Consider the following 18609-nt stretch of genomic DNA (forward strand, 5'->3'; position numbering starts at 1 on the left):
AGCTCAATTCGTGAGCATTACATAGCGTGCGGCCGCCGTTAGGGTCACATTGCCGCGCTGAGCTTCGCTGATCGCTTGCAGGAAGAATGTGTCGGCCGCCATCGGTCGCGGCTGGCGCAGCGAGTCCAGAACACGCGGGGCCGCAACGACCAACAGGAGCTGCGGACCGGTTGAGCGCGCCATTGGCAGGGCGAAAGAAAGCGAGTCGATGCCCGGCTTCAGGAGATAGGACAGGCTTTGCACCTCGCCGCGATCCGAGACCATGAGCAGTTCCACCACCCGGTTGGCAAAATTCTCGATGGTCCCGTTCAGGGTTTCGCCGGCCTTCAGTTCCGTCGCCGACAGGTTGATGCGCGGCGCACGCGCTTGATCGCTTCCGACCTGACTCAAGAATTTGACGGCCGGACATTGTGCCTGATTCACCTGCCTGACGCCGACCGAAGCCTCAAATCCATGCTCCTTTCGAAACGCCTTGTCGAAGGTATCGAACGGGGCGGTCGAGGCGCCGAAGCCTTCAATGACGGCCGCGCTGGAGCTCACTGCAACAGGCAGGATGAAGAAGCAGTCGCCGCCCGCATATTGGGCGACATATCTGCGGATGCGTTCGGCTCGACCCGGCCCATCGGGCGACGAAGACGGCGTCACCGTCGGCTGAGGCGGCAGCTTCACCGGCTCCTGACGTGCTGGCTGTGGCGGAGCAGGCTCGATCCTCGGCGGCGCGGGTGTCGCGGCGAGTTTCGGCGGTGGCGGCAAGGCCGCCTGACCCGATGACGACCAGACAAATTTATAGAAGGTGTACCCACCGCCCCCCAGCAGAAGCAGCATCGCTGCGACGCCGGCGCCGAGCCAGACGCGGCGAGAGTTCCGCGTGGTTGATGGCGCCCGCTCCAGCTGCGCAGACGTCCCGGCTTCCGGCTTCCCCAACGGATCGAAGCCGTGGAGCGGTGCGGCAGACGGCTGAGCCGAAGCCGCCGGCGCCCAGTTGGCGACCTCCGCCATGGTCGGGCGCAAGGCCGGGTCCGGCTGCAGCATTCTCTCGAGAAGCGGCCTGATACGCATATCCACTGCGCCGAGATCGGGCACACGCCGGCGCTTCTCGACCAGTTGAAACTGGCTTCCGCCCATATCGAGCTTCTGCCCGGTCAAGGCTTGGAACAGCACGAGACCAAAGCTGTAGACATCGGACTTCGCGGTGACATCATTGCCGTACAAGCCGACCTGTTCCGGCGATGCGTAATTATCCTTGCCGGCGAAGCCGGAGCCGATGATGGTCTTGTCACCCATCTGGGTAGACCGGGCGATACCAAAGTCGATGATCTTCGCCCGCCTTACATCATCGAGCGGCACAATGATGTTGTCGGGGGAGACATCGCGATGGATGATGCCGTGCTCGTGAGCGGCGTGCAGGCCCGATGCGACCCGCTGCATCAACTTGATCAGCGCTTCGAAGGTCAGCGGCCCATCGTCGAGCATGTTCGACAGCGAGCGCCCATTCACGAATTCCATCGCGAGATAGGGGCGCTGCAGCACGGGTTCGACCGTGAACAGGAAGTAGCGAACGATCGCTTCATGCGGAAGATTGTGAAGTGCCGCCGCCTCCCGGCGGAACAGCGCAAGTGCCGCCTCGTTGTCGACCATGTCGGGCAGCAACATCTTGACCGCAACGGGCGATCCGGTCTGGATCTCGCGGCATCGGTAGACCTCCCCCATACCGCCTGCCCCGATCATCGCTTCGATCTCGTAGATGCCGTTGAGCCGGGTGCCGGCCGGCACACCGCGGTAGGATGATCGAAACGGATCGTTCGCGGTCATGCTCGCGGCTCCCGATCGAGCGGCGTCCTCGTGGTCTCCGAGGATCGCGGCGCGAGCAATCGCACGATCACGATCGTCACGTTGTCGAGCCCGCCGCGATCGAGCGCGAGCGCAAGCATGTCGTCGCAGGCTGCCTGGGCAAGGCGAGTGGCTGCGTGCTGCTGAATCTCGTCATCCTGCACGTGTCGGGTCAAGCCGTCGCTGCAAATCACGAAGACGTCTTCCGGTTCGGCCGGACCGGTCACCACCTCGAACTCGGGGTCGGCGACAACGCCGACAGCCCGGGTGATGGCATTGTTCGGCCAATCCTGGACCTCTTCGCGCGATAGCGCGCCGCCGGCGATCAGTTCCTCCAACTCGCTATGATCGTGCGACACCTGTGTGATGCCGTGGCGGTTGATCAGGTACACCCGGCTGTCACCCGCCCATATGCAGGCATAATGGCCGTCGCGTACGAGCAGGACTGCCGTTGTGGTCCCGACAGTGGCACCCTGCCTTGCCTCGCTGAGTGCCAGAATCTGCTGGTTGGCGCTGAACAGACGCGCCTCGCATTGCGCCAACAGGTCCGCCGCGGAGTCAGGCGCGGCGATCGCATCAAGCGACTGCACCACGATGCGGCTGGCAAGATCGCCTGCCTCATGACCGCCCATGCCGTCAGCGACCGCCCATAGGCCGACGTCGGTTCTTACCAGACATGAATCCTCGTTCCGCGCCCGCACCCGTCCGGCATGAGTGACGCTACCGACATCGAACAAGGAGGGGACGTGTACCATCGCGCGTCATCCCGTCCCGGATACCGCGCGGCTGACGTCGCCGGTCAGCAGCGTGGAATAGTGAAACGGATCCGGCAATCCGCGGCAACAGAGTGCGATCGGCGGGAACCCTTCGCCTCCGGCGGTCCACCAGAAACTAGCCGCGGCATAGACTTGAGGGCTCGCGCCGCAAAGCGTACCGAACGACTCGGCAAACCCATCGACGGTCGAAACCATTCCCAGCGTCGCGTCGCTCAGCGACACGATTGACGGTCCATCAGTCCCCGACGCGCGCAGACGCGGAAGCGCGAGGCGATCCAGCGCATCGGAGATCTGCTCGAACGTCGCCGCCCGATCCAGGGTCGAGAGCAGGAATGTCTCCACTTGCCCAAACCACTCGTCCTGTGGATCGATGTTCGGCGGCGGCAGCGCGGCGTCACCATCGAGCACCGCATGCAACGTCAACGGATAGTATCGCCCCACCCCGTCAAGCGAAGGCATGATCGCTCCTGCGACGGTGGTGCCGCAGATCGCGCCGCCAAGCCAGAACCGCCAAACCGGCGCGGTCAGGAATGCTTCCTGCCAGGCGGAGCCGAGTTGATGGCGACTCGCGGAGATGGCAGCCTGCACCCACGGCTCCCAGACTTCCAGAAAGCTGCGCGGCGTCGCGATCGCGATGAAATCACGCTTCGCGCCGATCTTGCCGAATAAGCCGCATCTCATGGTCATATTCCGGTCGGGCAACGAAACTCGCGGAGCACTGACAGGTTTAGCGGATTGCGCAACGATCCGGTGGAAATCTGATAGTTGAGCTCACGTCCGGCAACAATGAAGGTTGCGCTGGCGGTTTCCGCCTTGGCAACCAGCGAGCCGGCCTCCAGCATTCGGAACAATGACCAGGGGCCGATGCGCTCAAGTACGGATGGCGAGCCGGACTCGTTGCTGACCGAAATTGCCGTCCGCGGCGATGGGCCGGGCCAGAGGACCGTCGTCGGCGAATTGCTCTGCGGCGGCGACGGAGCAGCGGGTTGCGGCGCGCCAAACATGGAGGGAGCTGCGGCTGGTCCTGGTGTTGTGGGGCTGTTGATCGTCGTGCCACCGATCTCGGTCTTGACTGTGATGCCCGGTCCGGCCGCAGCCGGCGGTCGGATCGCAAAGGACACTGCCGGCACGCCGCCGCCGGTCTGGAAAAAGGCATCGCGGATATAGGCGGCATTCTGGAACTGCTTCAACGTGTCGGGCGAGAACGATCGTCCGACGGGGCTCTCCTTCCGCCAGACCCAGTCCGAGCGCGAAGTATCGGCATAAGGCGCCAGGAATTGGGTGAAGAACTTGTCCATGATGCCGTTCGGGCTGAACAGCTTCGCGAAATCAGCGAGCGGGACTTCCTGACCACTGCTGCGTACAAACGGGTAGCGGTTGGTCACCGTCTGCTGACAGACCGGCGTGACCTGATCGCGCAACGACTGCAGGATTTGACCGGCCGTGGAGGCGGCGATGCTGCCTTCGAACTCCGCGGCTGCCGCCCGCAGCATATCTGAAAATGGTGGCGGCATACGCGAGGCATTGTTGCGCAGCGCGGCAACCTGGGTCTGAAGCCCCGCAGTTGCTTGCGCCGTCAGTTGCGGATTCTCGATCATCAGCGTCAGATTTTGCGCAATGTCGTTCAGGTTTGCGATCGTCGAGTCGATCGGCCGGCGGGTGCTCTCCCCCTCAAGCGCTGCATGGTAGGGCTTGAACTGCGACTCAATCGTCGCGCCCGGTGTACCATCCTGGGCATTGTTGAACAGCGCCGGCGTGGTCACCGCAGGCGGCACGGCCGGCGTTCCGGTGCTCGCCGGCTTCGGGCGTTCCTTGGTCAGCATGGTCTCATCGCGCACCGATTCCAGGATTTGCCGCATCGGCGAGGTCGGCGCCGAAAGCGACCTCAGCACCTCGTATTTCGGCTTGTCGGCGAGCAATTTCTTCAGACGCAGGCTGCCGAGCGCAGTACGCCACGCCGTTACAAAATCATTGGAGTAGATGCTGAGCAGATCCCCAGCCAGATTGTCATACTGCTGGTCAATTGCCGATTGCTGGCCGGCGTCACCCAAGACCCACCGCTCCCGCTTCATGCGCTCCGACAATCCGGGCAGTCGAGCGATGAACTTCTGATTGAAGCCGTTATAGGTGAAGAACTCGGGCACCCGCACGTTGTCCAGGGGCTGCCCAGTCGTGGTTTCGAACACGACTGCGACGTCCGGACCGCCTCGGCGGCTGGCGATCCAGTCGCCGGCGGTCGATCCACGAGCCTCTGACTTCAGGAACTCGTAGGCACGTTGCGAGACGCTGAGGCGCGCCAATGAATTCTGCGCCTGCTTGATCAGCCGGCCATCAAGCTCGATCAGCGGCGGTTGCTCGGTTTCGAGGTCGAACATTGCCATGAGATTTTCATCGAGCAGACGCCGACCTTCCGCGTTGGTCGCGCCAGGATAGAGGTTATCCGCCCAGTCCCGCTGCATCCAGGAGCGGATGAGCTCGCGGTCCGGGGATTGCAGGCCGCCGAGCATCAGGTAGACCTTCAGCGCCTCATAGACGAAGGCAGGCTCGGCGATGCGCGCATTGAGCTGCTCTTCCAAACGGTACAGCAGCCGAGGCCTGAACATGCGCTCAAGCGCGGTGTGATAGGCCGCCTTCGCGGGAGACAACAGGCGCGCGCGCTGACTGAGCCCGTAGCGCGCCGAAAGTGCTACCGGCTCATTCCGCGAGGCATAACCGGCAGGGGCGTTCCGCAGCCGATAGAGCAGCGGCAGCACCTTGTCGAGATCGTGATCGGCGATCAGCGTTTGCTTGATGAGCGGCGCACCGGCGGCGGCATACTCGCTGTCCGCCTGCAAGCTCTGCTCGATCAGGTCGGAGTTGCGCTTGTAGCTGGTCAGCCACGCACCGATCAGTCCGATCGCCACCAAACCGATCACCGACAGCGCCGCGGTCTTGAGGATCAGGGCGCGGCGCACCGCAGCACGGTCGGTCGAAACCCAGTCAGCCTCGCCGATGATGACCTTCGAAATCAAATCGGCGAGGAAATAGCTCTTGCCGGTTCCGGAATAGGCTCCTGCACCGACTTCCTCCGCGCCGAATGTACGCGCCAGCGATCCGATCAATTGATCAATCGGCGTACCCTGCTGAGTGCCCGACGTGAAATAGAACCCACGCAGATTGGCGTTCACGTGATATCGCGTCGGCTCAAAAATCTGGTTGAGGAAATCGTGGATCTGCGGCTTGAGCCGCGCCATCTGCGCCGGGAAGCCAAACAACTGCACCCGGTGCTGCGGCGTCGGCTCGTCCTGCAGACGGTCGAGCGTTTCCTCGCTCAGGCGCTCCAACAGGCGATCGAACTCGACCGGGACCTGCCCCACCAGGTTCTGGGTCTTGTCGGCGGTCTGGAAAGTGGCGCCCCAGACCTGGCGCCGGCCGGCTTCGCCGAGATACGCGAAATATTCGGTGAAACCGGCGACGAGATCGGCCTTGGTGAACAGCGCATAGACCGGGAAACTCACTTTCAGCCGCTGATGCAGTTCGAGGAGCCGCATCCTGATGGCATCGGCATGAAGCGCGAGTTCCTGCTTCGGCAGCGTCAGCACGTCTTCCAGACTGATTGCGACGAGAACGCCGTTGATCGGCTGGCGCGATCGAGTTTTCTTCAGGATATCCAGGAAGGAGATCCAGCTTTCCTTGTCGGCCTTGCTGTTTGAATCCTGGGTTGTGTAGCGACCGGCGGTATCGATCAGCACCGCTTCCTCGGTGAACCACCAATCACAGTAGCGAGTGCCGCCGACCCCGGCGATCGCCGCCGGCGTTGCCCCTCGCGCGAGCGGAAACTTGAGCCCCGAATTCACCAGCGCCGTGGTCTTTCCGGCGCCGGGCGGACCGATGATGACATACCAGGGTAGATCGTAGAGATAACCGGACTTGTTGCCGCTCGCAGTCTTAAGCGTTGAGAGCGCATCCTTCATGCGCTCCTTGAGCACCGGCTCGTCACTGACAGGCTGATCCGCACCGCTGACGCCGTCGGCGATTTCCTTGGCATTCTTGCGTCGCTTGAAGAAATGAAGACCGGTGACACCTGCTGCAGCGGCGCCGAGCAAGAGGATCGCGATCTGGCGAACGATGTGATTCTCCAACGGATGCCAGTCGCCGAAAGCAATAAAGGGACCGGCAAGGTAGATCACCGCCCCAAGCGAGCTGAGCCCGACTCCATAGAGAACGATGCGTAGAATGTCCTTAGCGAGCATTTACCGGTACCTGTCGCTTATCGCGTGAGCTTGTGGCGTCCGCTATTCGCTACGTTCGATGAAGATTTCCACCCGACGGTTCTTGGCACGCCCCTCGGGTGTCGAATTGCTGGCAATTGGTGAATCCGATCCCTTGCCGTCGACGTCGACGCGCGAACCGTCGGCCAGGCCGGGTTTCAGCGCGGCGGCAACCGCCTTGGCGCGTTCGACCGACAATTCGAAATTCGAGGGGAAACGCACGGTGCGGATCGGCGAACTGTCGGTATGGCCAACCACCCGGATTCGGCCGGGCTCCTTGTCGAGCGTCGCCGCAACCCGGGCCGCGATCGGCTTGAAACCATCCAGGATGGTTGCCTGGCCCGAGGCAAACAATGCGAGATCGCAGACCCTGATCACGATGAAGCTCGCCGTCTGATCCGCAGTCATGGCGCAGGCCGTTTTCTCCAGTGCAAGCGCGTTGCGAATCCGCTGCAGCTGGGTGATGCGGTCCGGGGGTGGCGGCGGAGGCGGAGGTGGCGGCGGCGCAACGACCCGGCGCTTGAGCTCGATCGGATCGCCGGGATGCAATGCCAGCGCGACTTCCGCAGCATTCTCTGCACGGCCAGCCAGCAACGTCCGCAGAACAAAATAGGATCCCGTCAGCAGCGCGGCGACCACGGCCGCCACCAGCCAAACGGGAATACGCAAGTGCTTCCGCCGACCGGCCAAGGCCTGCCCGCGCCAGTGCGGCGACAGATCGTTGGTCGGCTTGGGCCGAACCCGGCGCAGCGTTTCATAGAGGTTGCGCTGGATCACCTGGAGGTTCGCAAGCCCGCCCGGCGACGTCCGGTGAATGCCCTGGAACCCGAGCGCAAGGCAGGCGTGCTGGAGTTCGAGCACCGGATAGTTGACCAGCGGATCAGTCTTCAAATGGTCGAGGATCTCGAAGAAGCGTACGCCGCCCACGCGTTCGCCGAAGAACCGGCTGAGCATCGAGTATTGGGCCCAGACGTGTCGATCGTCGGTCGGGATGTGTTGCACAATATCGTCGGCGGTAGCGCACAGGATATATTTCGCCGTATTGGCTTGGTGCTCGGAAATGCCGGCCGAGCGGATATCCTTCTCGAAGAACTTGATGGCGTCGGCGACCTGCTCCATCAGGCTCGCGAATGACGCCCGCATCAGCGCTACGCGCAGCCGGCCAAGCAACTGCAGCAAAGGGCCGCCGGCGCGCATCACCGGATTGGCATTTGGCGTAACCAGATCGTCGACACGCAAGGGCGGTCCGGGCGGCAAGATCGGTTGCGCCTGAGCCTGCGCCGGTGTCGAAATCCATTCCTCGGACGGCTGGCTGGTCGGCGGGGCGGCGTAGCTTGCGCCCTGCGGTACAGGAGAAAATGACGGCGGCGAAGGGGCACCAGGCGAAGCCACGGGCGATGGCGAATACGCTGGACGGCTTGCAGGTCCCTCGCCCGCCGGAGATTGAGGAGCCGGAGCCGGCGGCATCTTCCCGCCGGGGTTCGGACGGATGATGGTCCGCTCACCCCGACCGAAAGGATTAACCGGCTTGTCCCTGTCGGTCATGGCCGCTCTTCCAGGATAGCCCAAAGGTACAACTCAAGCTCCGGCCAGTCGCCGGAAAAATGCATCCCGATCGAGGCCGCAGTGCTGAACTCGGGCCACAGCGGCGACTTGCGATCGAGGTAGAAATAAACGTGGTCTGTGATGGCTCGGATGTGCGGTGGCGGCGTCGGCAGATGCACCAAGGTCAAACCCGGCAGGTTTGCGTGCACGATCTCGGTCATTTTGGTGTTGGGCCCGACCTTGAACAGGTGCGGGAATTCGTTCTGAATCTCCACCAGAGGCCGCCGCGCGGCGACCTCCAGCACGAGGGTCGCATTTCGGAACAATGCGCGATCGCGGATTGGCGATACAAAGGCGTTCTGGGCGCGTTCGATGATCTCCAGACGGATCGCCCGCCTGCCCAACCGCGCGCTCAGGAAATCCTGGATGTCGCGCACCAGCGGCGTGAAGACGTATTCGAGGTTGTCGTGATCATATGCCGGGTAGTCCCGCGCGCGTCGTTCGGTCGTCGCGAAGGTCGCAAGCTCACCGGCAAACCTCAGTAGCTCTTCGTACAGCCGCTCGGGATGTACGCTGCCGGACCGCTTGAAATGAGTCAGCACGGGAATGGTCCGGTTCAGAACCTGCAGCACCAGATAATCGACGCTCTGCAAACCGCCGCCGGACGAAGGGTCGACCGCGTAGCGTGCAAGCTCGTCGAGTTTGGTCTCAACCCAGCCAATGATGCGATTGAGCCAGCCATCGACGACCGGATGTGCGGCGCAGACCAGCATTGGCGGCACAAATTTGTCGTCGAACAGAATGTTCTTGTCGCGTACCTCGAGGATGCGGGCGATGCCGAGACCCATGTACCCCGGCTTGCTGGTCTTGCGCAGCTCGAACGACAGCCGCGGATAGACAATGTCAATCTCTTCTTCGATGCGCAGCGCCGAGGTCGAATCGATAAACGTTTCGGAAGTCCGAACGTAACGACTTGCGCTGTCGGTGCGATCCTCATCCACCTCCCGCGTATTGGGCGCCGCGACCGGCATCATCAGCCAGACGATCTGGCCTGCGGCCGAATCCGGCACTTCGATGGCTTCCGGGATCGGACTGTCAGCAGGGATATCGAACGGCGTTCCATCGGGCATGACGCCGGTCGCACTGCGCACGGCGAATTTGCTCTGTTGAGTAAGATCGTTGTCGATCTCGAGCTGAGCAAAGCCCCACGGGTACGGTGTTGTGTAACGAACGCGCTTTTCCAGCAGATGCTCGAGATAGCGATCGTTCTGCTGCAGATGATGCGGCCGCAGAAACAGACCTTCCGACCAGAAAACTTTGCTGTACCAGGACATTCCTGCATCCACTTGGCAATGATCGGCGACGGCATCGTCACCGACAGTTCACTTTGACCCCGACTTGTCTGCGCGGTCGTAATATTCAGAGAAATGCAGCATGAAGGTATCGATCGGCGCGCTTTCGTCGCGACCGAGATGCGCCTTCCAGCGCGTCAAGAATTCATCCCACAACTTACTCTTGTTCGAGCCGAAAAAGGATCTTGCGCCGCGCTGAAGCTCGAGCTCGCGCGCCATCAGCGTCGGATCGATACTGGCGATCAGCCCGCTGACGGCATGCTGCATTGCCGCATAGGTCTTCAATTGATGGGATTTGAGATCCTTGAAGCCCTGCGCGAAGGCATGCGGCGCATCGAGGTAACTGCGCGTCGGCGGCCCGAACAGGATACGCATGGCGTCGTCCGCGGTCGGCGAGAATTTCAGCGGATTGTTCTCGATAGCCTGGATGGTGGTTTGACTGGTGCTGCGCGTCAGCTGCTTGGCCTGGGTCCGCGCCTGCAGCAGAGCCATCAGGTTTTCCACGGTCATGCGCAGGATGATGCCCAGCTGCTCCGCGAGTTCGGCCTCGGTCTTGTCGGCAAAGAAATTGTCCGGCAGTCCCGCAGCACGTGCCACCAGGCGCGCAAACTCGGGATTGCCGATCGAGGTGGCCGTAGCCGGTGCCGGCTCGGCCACCTGCGGCCGCGGCGCTCCCGCATGCCCTGCCGATGGCGGCGCCGGCGGTGGCGGCGGCGGGACAGCCGCTTCATCGTCGGCCCAGACCGATGGTCGGCGCGGCGTCGGCATCGCGTGCAGCACGTCGACCGGCGGTTTGGGCGTGGCGGCGGGACCGGCTGCCCAGCTCATGTCGTCGTGCAGAGGCGGCTCGCGTTGAAGCATCTGCGGCGAATGCCGGACGGGGTCGACGCCCGCCGGCGGAACGCTCGCCGCCCAGTCCAGGAATTCCGCATTGACGGGCCGCGCTGCTTCGCGCGGCTTTCTCAACTGCTGGGGGTCGATTGGCGGCGGCACGTCGCGACCGGGAGCCCACAGTTCCTGGTAATCGGCGTGCTGCTGCGCGAGAGGAGCTTGCTGCTGGGCGCCATGGCTCGGAGTGCCCTCGGCACGCTCGTCCAGGTCCAGCGAAACGCCAATGACATAGTGGCCGATAACGAGCCGATCGCCATTGCGCAGCCGATGCGCTCCCCGTATGCGCTGGTCGGCCCCATTGAGAAAGGTGCCGTTGGTCGAGACGTCGTGCAACCAGTAGCCGCCGTCGCGAAAATGGACCTCGCAATGCTTCCCCGAAATCATCCGAGACGGATCGGGCAATGTCCAATCGAGATGACGATCGCGGCCTATATCGACCGAACGCCTTCCGGTGACCGTAAATGACACAGGTCCGCCATCGGGGAGGTTGGACTCGTTCTCGATGTTGAAGCGAAGCACCATCACATCGTCTCGTCAGCGCAGAGGGCGCGGTTCGCCGCGTGCCAACTGAATACCATCCTCCAGGCAGGCCGTCATTATCCGGTCCCTGGACTCACGGGTAAGCCGGCAAAGTCCGATCAAAAGAGCTGCGCGAACCGCCCGCGCCGTCTGATCTGGCTTGGCTTCGACCGGGGCAAATTCCGCTGGGACCACGCTTCCGCCAGACCAGCCCGCCGCCAGCGCCAGCCAAGTCGCCGGCTGCTCGGGATCGTTGGCATTGCCGACCGCCAACGCCTTGTTACGCGATTGCTCGTCTGGCTGCCGGACCCAGGTCTCCGCAAAGCTGAGCGACCTGCCTTCGTTGCCGTCGAAATGGTCGAACATCTGCCGCAGCGAGCGACATCCCCAAGCGACGGCCACGCGCCTGGGGAGCAGATACGCGCAGAAGGATACAGCCTGGTGCCAGTTGCCTGCATCAGCGGCCTCCTGCAGGAAATCCAGCGACAACTTGTCCGGCGAGGCTTTGCCGACGTCGTAGCGCGCCAGCGGATAGGCTTCGAACAGATCGCGGACTGTGCTGAACCGAACCTGACCCATGGCCGTCAGCCGACAATGGTTGGTGTGCCGTGGGCAACCAACGGGCCGCCGGCCGCGAGCGCCATGGCGGCCTGCGCGGTCATGGTGATGGTCGGGGCGTTGATGACGATTCCGGCGGGGGTCAGGATGATCTGGCTGGGACCAACCTGGAGGGTGATGTTGACATTGGCCGTGAGCGTGATGCTCAGCCCTGCATTGACGGACTGATCCATCGCCAGCTTGATGTGCTGACCACCCAATTCGATATCAAGCTTGTCATTGCCGTTCTTGAGTGTGGTCTTGCGGGTATCGCCGCCGAACGCGGCTTCACCGATGGTCCTGGTCTCGGTGTCGCGGACCGTTACATCGTGGTCCTTTTCGGCGTGCAGGGTGATCTTCTCGGACCCTTTCTTGTCCTCGAAGTTCCATTCGTTATAACCGCCTCCTCCCTTGGTCGAGTCGGACTTCAATCCTGCAATCGTCTTCTTGGACGGCAGATCGTAGGGCAGCTTGTATTCATCGTTATACACCGTGCCGATCACCAAGGGCCGGTCGGGGTCTCCTTCCAGGAATTCCACGACCACTTCCTGCCCGACGCGCGGGATGATCTGACCGCCCCAGCGCTTGCCGGACCAGACTTGGGCCACGCGCAACCGGCACGACCGCTTCTTCTTTCGATCCCAGAAAAAGCGAACATAGATTTCGCCCAGCGACTCGACGTCGATTTCCTCGCTCGAATTGTCGTCCTTGGTGACGACCTTGGCCGTCTGGATACCATTGATCCTCGGCTTCGGCGTCATCATGGGGGATCGAAACGGCCGATCGCTTGGCAGAAATTCGAAGCTGCCGAAGTAGACGTGCTGTCCGCCGTCGCCGGGACCGCCAGTGCGATAGGACTCGATGGAAAACGAGTGAGCCGCTCGTACGACGAGATATTCAACGTTCTGCGAGTCTTTCGAGTGCTTCTCCAGCTTGGTTAGTCCGCCGGGGAACAGGCTGACGGCGTCGCCGTTGCCGCGGCGGCGCCGATCCATCGCCTGCTCGGCCTGGAGCTGAATCTTGGCGTATCGCTCGCCGTCGGATTTCTCCTTGAACTTGCCGGGATAGTCGTAGACCTCCATCTCGGATCGTGTGTAGTGCTCGGAGCCCTTGGCGTCGCTGATCATCTGCGCGTTGGGTTTCTGGTAGTTGTAGTCGTTAAGCTCGAACTTGCCGGTGCGAAACCGGCGCTCGGAAACCCACTCATAAATATGCTGCTCCTCGCGACGGTCGGATCCGGTCAGCGGGATATAGGGGATCTTTGCGAGACCGTTGATTGGGCTGTGCGAGGACTTGGAGTCAGCCAGCACCAGCGTATGCTTGCCACCCTCATGCTTGAAGAAGTAGTAGATGCCGTGCTGTTCCATCAGCCGGCATACGAAATCCAGATCGGTCTCGCGATACTGAACGCAGTACTCGAGCTTTGGACATGAGCCCTCTTCGGTAAGCTTGGACTCATAATCCGTGAAGCCGCGCTCGTTGAAGACCTCCTTGATGATGTCGGGCGCCTTCTTGTCCTGAAAAATCCTGCAATCGGTGGTGCGCGACAGCAGCCATAACCAGGGCCTCAGCACGATCCGGTAACTGAAATAGTCGTTCTTGACCCCGAGCCACTGCGCTTCCGTGAGAATGCCGCTGAACTCGCGCTCCTTCCCGTGCAATTTGATGGTGAGCGTGCACTGCTGGCCGATTGCGCGATCGAAGTCGAGATCGGCGTCCTCGCTGAGGCACTCGATACGATATTCGAACAGTTCACTCAGACCTTCAGAGGCCTCGAACCTGACAAAAACCAGAACGTCCTTGCCAAGGGGGGTCTTGAGCTCGCAAAGGCGGGTATCCTGGGTAAGCTGGCCCATGTGGGCGTTAAACTCCTTCGTTGACCGCACGATCCGCGCAACCGGCGCATCAGGTCGTCAAGCACGAAACAACCGAAATCCGAGCCAGCCATCGGTGGGATGACCGACAAGTCCGTCCGGTGTCGCCCTCTCCTGACGCGCCAAAGGACGCGCCCGATGGAACCATCCCGGCACTCTTGTAGTCGGCTCCAAGAGCTTGTTGGTTCACGCGAAACGGTCGTGGCCGCCGGGAATGAACCGAGGTCATCGTTGATCTGACCTAACAGACAATAGGATCATGATCCCCGCCTGATCCGCCACATGTGACGGACTTGGCAAAAGGGGGCCAGGGCCCCGCAGACGGACCATCTTTGCATGCTCGATGTCACATCCCTGACCAAGCCCATAGCCCCGGACGATCCCTGCGGGCCTGACCTCGATGCGGCCGGGGATGTCCAGTACATGAATTTCTTCGCAGGTGCGGAATCGCTGCTTCCGATGTCGTATTTCGAGGTCGTCAACGCCAACGGAGAGCGCGGCCGCTTCGACCCAAAGGCCATCGACATTGCCGGCCAGTTCGCCGCTGCGCAGCCCCTCCTGGCACGCACCCGCGATCTGCGCCTGACCATGCTGCTCGCCAAGTTCTCCATCCTGAACCGCGATCTCGACGGCTTTCTCAGCTGCCTGAAGGCGACCACCCTGCTGCTCCGCGAACAATGGGAAGCGGTTCACCCGAGGGGCGAGGACGGCGACTATGCCTTTCGCGCCGTCACCGTCGAGGCGATCGACGTGTTTCCGACGGTGATCAACCCGCTCCAATTCCTCCCCCTGATCGAAAATCGCAGGCACGGCAGCCTCAACTACCGTGCCTATCAGATTGCCAAGGGCGAAATTCCCGCCGCTGACGCTGACGTCGACGCGCCTGACCTCGGAACCATCGAGCGCATCATCGGCGAGACCGACCTCGACACCCTCAAATCGTTGAGCGCCCGCTGTTCCGCGGTCGCGGCCGAGATTGCCGGCATCAAATCGGCTTGGCACGAAAAGTTGAACTCGGGGCAACCCGTCAGTCTCGACAGGCTTGCGGGTGTCGCGAATGGCATGGCGAACTGGCTCGCGGGCATGGTCACAGCACGCGATCCAACCGCAGTTGCTCCATCTCCGGACGAAACTGCTCAAGACAACCAGCAGCTTCCCATTGAAATGGCCGGCGCAGTGACCTCACCGGGCCGGGCATCCGCGGCGCTGGCGGCAGCCGCCGACTATTTCGCTCGGAAGGAACCGTCGAGCCCGGCGCTCTTGCTGGTGCGGCAGGCGCAGGACATGGTTGGCAAATCGTTTATCGAAGTGATGCGGATGCTGATGCCCGCCCACGTCGAGAGCGCTGCCATCAATATCGGACGTGACAAGGTTTTCGACCTGCCGATCGAGCGCATGGCGGAATTCGCCACATCGCTCCCAGCTGCGGAAGAAAATGACCCTCAAGATACTGTTTTTGCGGCAGAAAACAGAGCGCAGGCGTTGGATTTGCTGACCAAGGTTGCGTCTTTCTTCCGCGCCGCGGAGCCGTCCAGCCCGATCCCGTTTCTGGTCGATCGCGCGCGCGAACTCGCACAACGAGATTTCCTCAGCCTGCTGAGTGACGTCTTGCCCGAGGGTGCTCTGAAGGCGATCGATAAATCGAATTGAACCCGCCTTCCGTTCGACGGGACTAAGAGAAGGAAGCTCCGCTGACGAAAGACCGAGGCACTTCCCGAGCCTGCGTCGCGCAAGTCGGCTTCCGCACAGATTTTGTGAAGAGGGCAACCCAATGGCAACCGACAGCGGTCAGAAATTCATTCGCCGAAACCGCGCACCGCGCGTGCACATCACTTACGAAGATCCCTACGACGCCGAACGGCTGATCGAGCTGCCGTTTGTCATGGGCGTCCTGTCCGATCTTTCCGGCAACAACCCCGGCGTCGAGAAGGCGAAGGTCGAGGAGCGCAAGTTCCTCGAGTTCGACATGGACAATTTCGATAACCGCATGGCGGCGATCCAGCCCGGCGTGACGACGCGTGTCGCCAATCGTCTTAGCGACGGGTCTGACGAAAAGATCTCCGTCAACCTGAGCTTCAACAAGATGTCCGACTTCACGCCGGTGGCGGTCGCCCGCCAGGTACCGGCGACGGCGAAGCTGCTCGAGGCGCGCGAACAACTCGCCAACCTGCTCCGCTACATGGATGGCAAGGTGGGCGCCGAGGACCAGCTGAAGAAACTCCTCGCCGATCCTCAACTGATGGCCGCACTGCGCGAGCGCGCGACCAGCCAGTCAACCGAAGCCGACACCAACAGCTAACGCAAGGGATGGGGACCATGGCAAAAGAAGCAACTCACAAAGAGACCACCACCCAGGTCAAGACCGTCGAAGCTGACGAGTTTGCTGCCCTGCTGAAGCAAAGCTTCAAACCGCGCACCGAACGTGCGGCGACCGAAGTCGAGAACGCGGTCTCCACGCTCGTTCAAGAGGCGCTGAAGGACACCAGCGTCATCAAGTCGGACGTGCTCGACACCATCGAGGAGATGATCGCGCGGATCGATCAAAAGCTGACCGCGCAGATGAACGAGATCCTGCACGCACCCGAATTCCAGGCGATCGAGAGTGCCTGGCGCGGTCTCCACTACCTCGTCTTCAATTCCGAGACCGACGCCAACCTCAAGATCCGGGTGATGAACGTCTCCAAGACCGAGCTGTATCGGAACCTGCGGCTTTATCCCGATGCGCGCTGGGACCAGAGCCCGCTGTTCAAGCAGATCTACGAATACGAGTTCGGACAGTTGGGCGGCGAGCCATTCGGCTGCCTGATCGGCGATTACTATTTCAGCCACCTTCCGACCGACGTACAGTTGATGCGCGATTTCAGCAAGATCGCCGGCGCAGCACACGCTCCGTTCTTCGCCGGCGCCGAGCCGACCCTGATGGGGATGGATTCATGGACTGAGCTGTCGAACCCTCGCGACATCGGCAAGGTTTTCGACACGCCGGAGTATGCGGCCTGGAAGGGACTGCGCGACCAGGACGACTCGCGCTATCTCGGCTTGTGCATGCCCCGAGTGCTGGGCCGCCTCCCTTACGGCGCGAAATCGGAGCCGGTGGAAGAATTCGCCTTCGAAGAGGAGACCGACGGGCATACCGGGGACAAATACGGCTGGATCAATGCGTCCTACGCGATGGCTGTCAACATCAATCGCGCTTTCAAGGAGTTCGGTTGGTGTACGCGCATTCGCGGCGTCCAGTCCGGCGGCGAGGTGATCAATCTGCCCACACACACCTTCCCGACTGACGACGGCGGGGTGGACCTGAAATGCCCGACCGAGATTGCCATCAGTGACCGTCGTGAACACGAACTTGCAAAATCGGGGCTGATCCCGCTGATCCATCGCAAGAACACCGACAAGGCAGCGTTCATCGGTGCCCAGTCGCTCTACAAGCCGAAGAAATATTTCGGCGAGAAGGGTGTGGACGCAACCGCATCCGACAACCTGTCGTCACGTCTACCTTACATGTTCGCCGTGTCCCGCTTTGCGCACTACCTGAAATGCATGGTTCGCGACAAGATCGGATCCATGAAGGAGAAGGATGAGCTGACGGTCTGGCTGCAGACCTGGATCAACGAGTACGTTGATGCCAACCCAGCCCTGTCGTCAGAGGCGCAGAAAGCGCGCAAGCCGCTGGCCGCTGCGAAAGTCGAGGTCATAGCAAACGAGGAGAACCCGGGATACTACAACGCACGCTTCTTCCTCCGTCCCCATTTTCAATTGGAAGCGATGGACGTCGGTCTCAGCCTTGTTTCGCGCCTGCCAGGCCCGAGCTCCTGACGCCGAGTTATCGCAACCGTCACTCATCCAGGTTTTTTGAAAGGACTACACTATGGCTGTCGACATCTTTCTGAAACTCGATCCGATCAAGGGCGAGTCGCTCGACGACAAACACAAGGACGAGATCGACATTTTGAGCTGGTCGTTTGGCGAAAGCCAAAGCGGCACCTTCCACAGCGGCTCGGGCGGCGGCGCCGGCAAGGTCAACATGCAGGATCTCCACTTCACGCACTTCGTTGACAAAGCGACGCCTGAACTCTTCAAGGTCTGCGCCAACGGCAAGCACATCGATACCGCGATCCTCACTGTCCGCAAGGCCGGTGAAAATCCGCTGGAATATCTCAAGATCGAGATGAAGCACGTCCTGGTCGCCAGCGTATCGACCGGCGGATCGCACGGCGAAGATCGTCTCACCGAAAACGTGAGCTTGAACTTCGCGAAGGTGAAGATGATCTACAAGACCCAGACGGAAAAGGGCGGCGCCGGCGCATCGCCGACCTTCGGCTGGGACGTTCCGGCCAACAAGGAATGGGCCTGATCGAAAGCTTCCTGCTCGGCGCCGGCTGCCCATAGTGGCAATCGGCGCCGGCGGTATGGGGACCGTCGATGACCGTTACGCCAAAGAAGGACCGGCTTTCTCCTCCGTTGATGCTGGCCTTTCGCGCGGCCCACGAGGCTCGTGATTCGCGCAAGAAGATCGAGCTGCGCGATCAGTTCGGCGAGCGCGTCATAGCGGGGCGGCGCAGTGTCGGCCGTTTCCCGATCTCCGAAACGTTGCTGAGGCGAGAGGTCTCGCATGATCTCGAAACCCTTCTCAATACAATTGCTCTCGAATCGACCCTGGACTTGACAGGCCGCGACTGTGTCCGGACCTCGATCCTGAACTACGGCTTTCCCGATATCGCAAACCGGTCGATCGACGACGTGACGGACGAAGAGCTCAGCGATGCCCTGCGCACGTCGCTCACGACCTATGAACCCAGGCTCGACCGCAAATCGATCCGGGTCCGGCGTGATACCTCGGTCGGCCCCGAGCAGCTCAAGCTTCGCTTCATCGTGCACACCGACCTGAAGTGCGAGCCGCTCAACGTGCCCGTGGAATTCGTCGCCGACGTCGATCTCGACAGCGGCGATATACAGATCAATCGAATGTAGC

At 61.7% G+C, this 18609-nt stretch carries 14 protein-coding genes; 5 read left to right on the forward strand and 9 right to left on the reverse strand.

Annotated features, from left to right (window positions below):
- Positions 1–3: 3 nt before the first annotated feature.
- The 9 genes from V5279_RS28105 to V5279_RS28145 form a co-directional block, all read right to left on the reverse strand.
- Positions 4–1812, reverse strand: coding sequence for a serine/threonine-protein kinase (locus V5279_RS28105; protein ID WP_338690114.1), 1809 nt, complete (start codon positions 1810–1812; stop codon positions 4–6).
- A complete protein-coding gene (locus V5279_RS28110; protein ID WP_166297542.1) occupies positions 1809–2585 on the reverse strand; it encodes a PP2C family protein-serine/threonine phosphatase in 777 nt (258 codons plus the stop codon). The genes V5279_RS28105 and V5279_RS28110 overlap by 4 nt, the downstream gene beginning before the upstream one ends.
- 6 nt (positions 2586–2591) lie before the next feature.
- The gene (gene tagF, locus V5279_RS28115) at positions 2592–3293 is read right to left on the reverse strand and encodes a type VI secretion system-associated protein TagF (RefSeq protein ID WP_166307009.1); all 702 of its coding nucleotides are present in this window, start codon (positions 3291–3293) and stop codon (positions 2592–2594) included.
- Positions 3290–6838: a type VI secretion system membrane subunit TssM gene (gene tssM / locus V5279_RS28120; protein ID WP_338690119.1), complete on the reverse strand. Its 3549-nt coding sequence runs from the start codon at positions 6836–6838 to the stop codon at positions 3290–3292. The genes tagF and tssM overlap by 4 nt, the downstream gene beginning before the upstream one ends.
- A gap of 42 nt (positions 6839–6880) precedes the next feature.
- Positions 6881–8095 carry a type VI secretion system protein TssL, long form gene (gene tssL, locus V5279_RS28125; RefSeq protein ID WP_338690121.1) on the reverse strand — a complete coding sequence of 405 codons (1215 nt, stop codon included), beginning with the start codon at positions 8093–8095 and terminating at the stop codon, positions 6881–6883.
- 302 nt (positions 8096–8397) lie between these two features.
- Positions 8398–9735: a type VI secretion system baseplate subunit TssK gene (gene tssK / locus V5279_RS28130; RefSeq protein ID WP_029080206.1), complete on the reverse strand. Its 1338-nt coding sequence runs from the start codon at positions 9733–9735 to the stop codon at positions 8398–8400.
- A gap of 48 nt (positions 9736–9783) precedes the next feature.
- Entirely contained in the window at positions 9784–11166 is a 1383-nt protein-coding gene (gene tagH / locus V5279_RS28135) for a type VI secretion system-associated FHA domain protein TagH (protein ID WP_338690125.1), read from the reverse strand.
- Positions 11167–11178: 12 nt separating this feature from the next.
- Positions 11179–11742, reverse strand: coding sequence for a DUF6931 family protein (locus tag V5279_RS28140; protein WP_166297550.1), 564 nt, complete (start codon positions 11740–11742; stop codon positions 11179–11181).
- A gap of 5 nt (positions 11743–11747) precedes the next feature.
- Complete coding sequence (locus V5279_RS28145; protein ID WP_338690128.1) at positions 11748–13616, reverse strand: type VI secretion system Vgr family protein; 1869 nt, start codon at positions 13614–13616, stop codon at positions 11748–11750.
- A gap of 354 nt (positions 13617–13970) precedes the next feature.
- On the opposite strand from V5279_RS28145, the gene V5279_RS28150 reads away from it, so the two are divergent.
- From V5279_RS28150 to tssE, 5 genes are all read left to right on the forward strand, one after another.
- A complete protein-coding gene (locus tag V5279_RS28150; RefSeq protein ID WP_338690131.1) occupies positions 13971–15284 on the forward strand; it encodes a type VI secretion system ImpA family N-terminal domain-containing protein in 1314 nt (437 codons plus the stop codon).
- Positions 15285–15405: 121 nt separating this feature from the next.
- The gene (tssB, locus tag V5279_RS28155) at positions 15406–15933 is read left to right on the forward strand and encodes a type VI secretion system contractile sheath small subunit (protein WP_338690133.1); all 528 of its coding nucleotides are present in this window, start codon (positions 15406–15408) and stop codon (positions 15931–15933) included.
- Positions 15934–15950: 17 nt separating this feature from the next.
- Complete coding sequence (tssC, locus tag V5279_RS28160) at positions 15951–17453, forward strand: type VI secretion system contractile sheath large subunit (protein ID WP_338690135.1); 1503 nt, start codon at positions 15951–15953, stop codon at positions 17451–17453.
- Between the two features lie 52 nt (positions 17454–17505).
- Complete coding sequence (locus V5279_RS28165; RefSeq protein WP_029080199.1) at positions 17506–17991, forward strand: Hcp family type VI secretion system effector; 486 nt, start codon at positions 17506–17508, stop codon at positions 17989–17991.
- 110 nt (positions 17992–18101) lie between these two features.
- Positions 18102–18608, forward strand: coding sequence for a type VI secretion system baseplate subunit TssE (gene tssE, locus V5279_RS28170; protein WP_035976637.1), 507 nt, complete (start codon positions 18102–18104; stop codon positions 18606–18608).
- The last annotated feature ends 1 nt before the right edge of the window (position 18609 follow it).

It is taken from the genome of Bradyrhizobium sp. 26S5, from assembly GCF_036923295.1.
GTDB classification, from domain to species: Bacteria; Pseudomonadota; Alphaproteobacteria; order Rhizobiales; family Xanthobacteraceae; genus Bradyrhizobium; species Bradyrhizobium septentrionale.

Coding starts and splice junctions, on each gene's coding strand:
- V5279_RS28140 (WP_166297550.1), bottom strand. CDS start 11,742: ATGGGTCAGGTTCGGTTCAGCACAGTCCGCGATCTGTTCGAAGCCTAT.
- tssB (WP_338690133.1), top strand. CDS start 15,406: ATGGCAACCGACAGCGGTCAGAAATTCATTCGCCGAAACCGCGCACCG.
- V5279_RS28150 (WP_338690131.1), top strand. CDS start 13,971: ATGCTCGATGTCACATCCCTGACCAAGCCCATAGCCCCGGACGATCCC.
- tagF (WP_166307009.1), bottom strand. CDS start 3,293: ATGACCATGAGATGCGGCTTATTCGGCAAGATCGGCGCGAAGCGTGAT.
- V5279_RS28105 (WP_338690114.1), bottom strand. CDS start 1,812: ATGACCGCGAACGATCCGTTTCGATCATCCTACCGCGGTGTGCCGGCC.
- tssK (WP_029080206.1), bottom strand. CDS start 9,735: ATGTCCTGGTACAGCAAAGTTTTCTGGTCGGAAGGTCTGTTTCTGCGG.
- V5279_RS28145 (WP_338690128.1), bottom strand. CDS start 13,616: ATGGGCCAGCTTACCCAGGATACCCGCCTTTGCGAGCTCAAGACCCCC.
- V5279_RS28165 (WP_029080199.1), top strand. CDS start 17,506: ATGGCTGTCGACATCTTTCTGAAACTCGATCCGATCAAGGGCGAGTCG.
- tssC (WP_338690135.1), top strand. CDS start 15,951: ATGGCAAAAGAAGCAACTCACAAAGAGACCACCACCCAGGTCAAGACC.
- tssE (WP_035976637.1), top strand. CDS start 18,102: ATGCTGGCCTTTCGCGCGGCCCACGAGGCTCGTGATTCGCGCAAGAAG.
- tagH (WP_338690125.1), bottom strand. CDS start 11,166: ATGGTGCTTCGCTTCAACATCGAGAACGAGTCCAACCTCCCCGATGGC.
- tssM (WP_338690119.1), bottom strand. CDS start 6,838: ATGCTCGCTAAGGACATTCTACGCATCGTTCTCTATGGAGTCGGGCTC.
- V5279_RS28110 (WP_166297542.1), bottom strand. CDS start 2,585: ATGGTACACGTCCCCTCCTTGTTCGATGTCGGTAGCGTCACTCATGCC.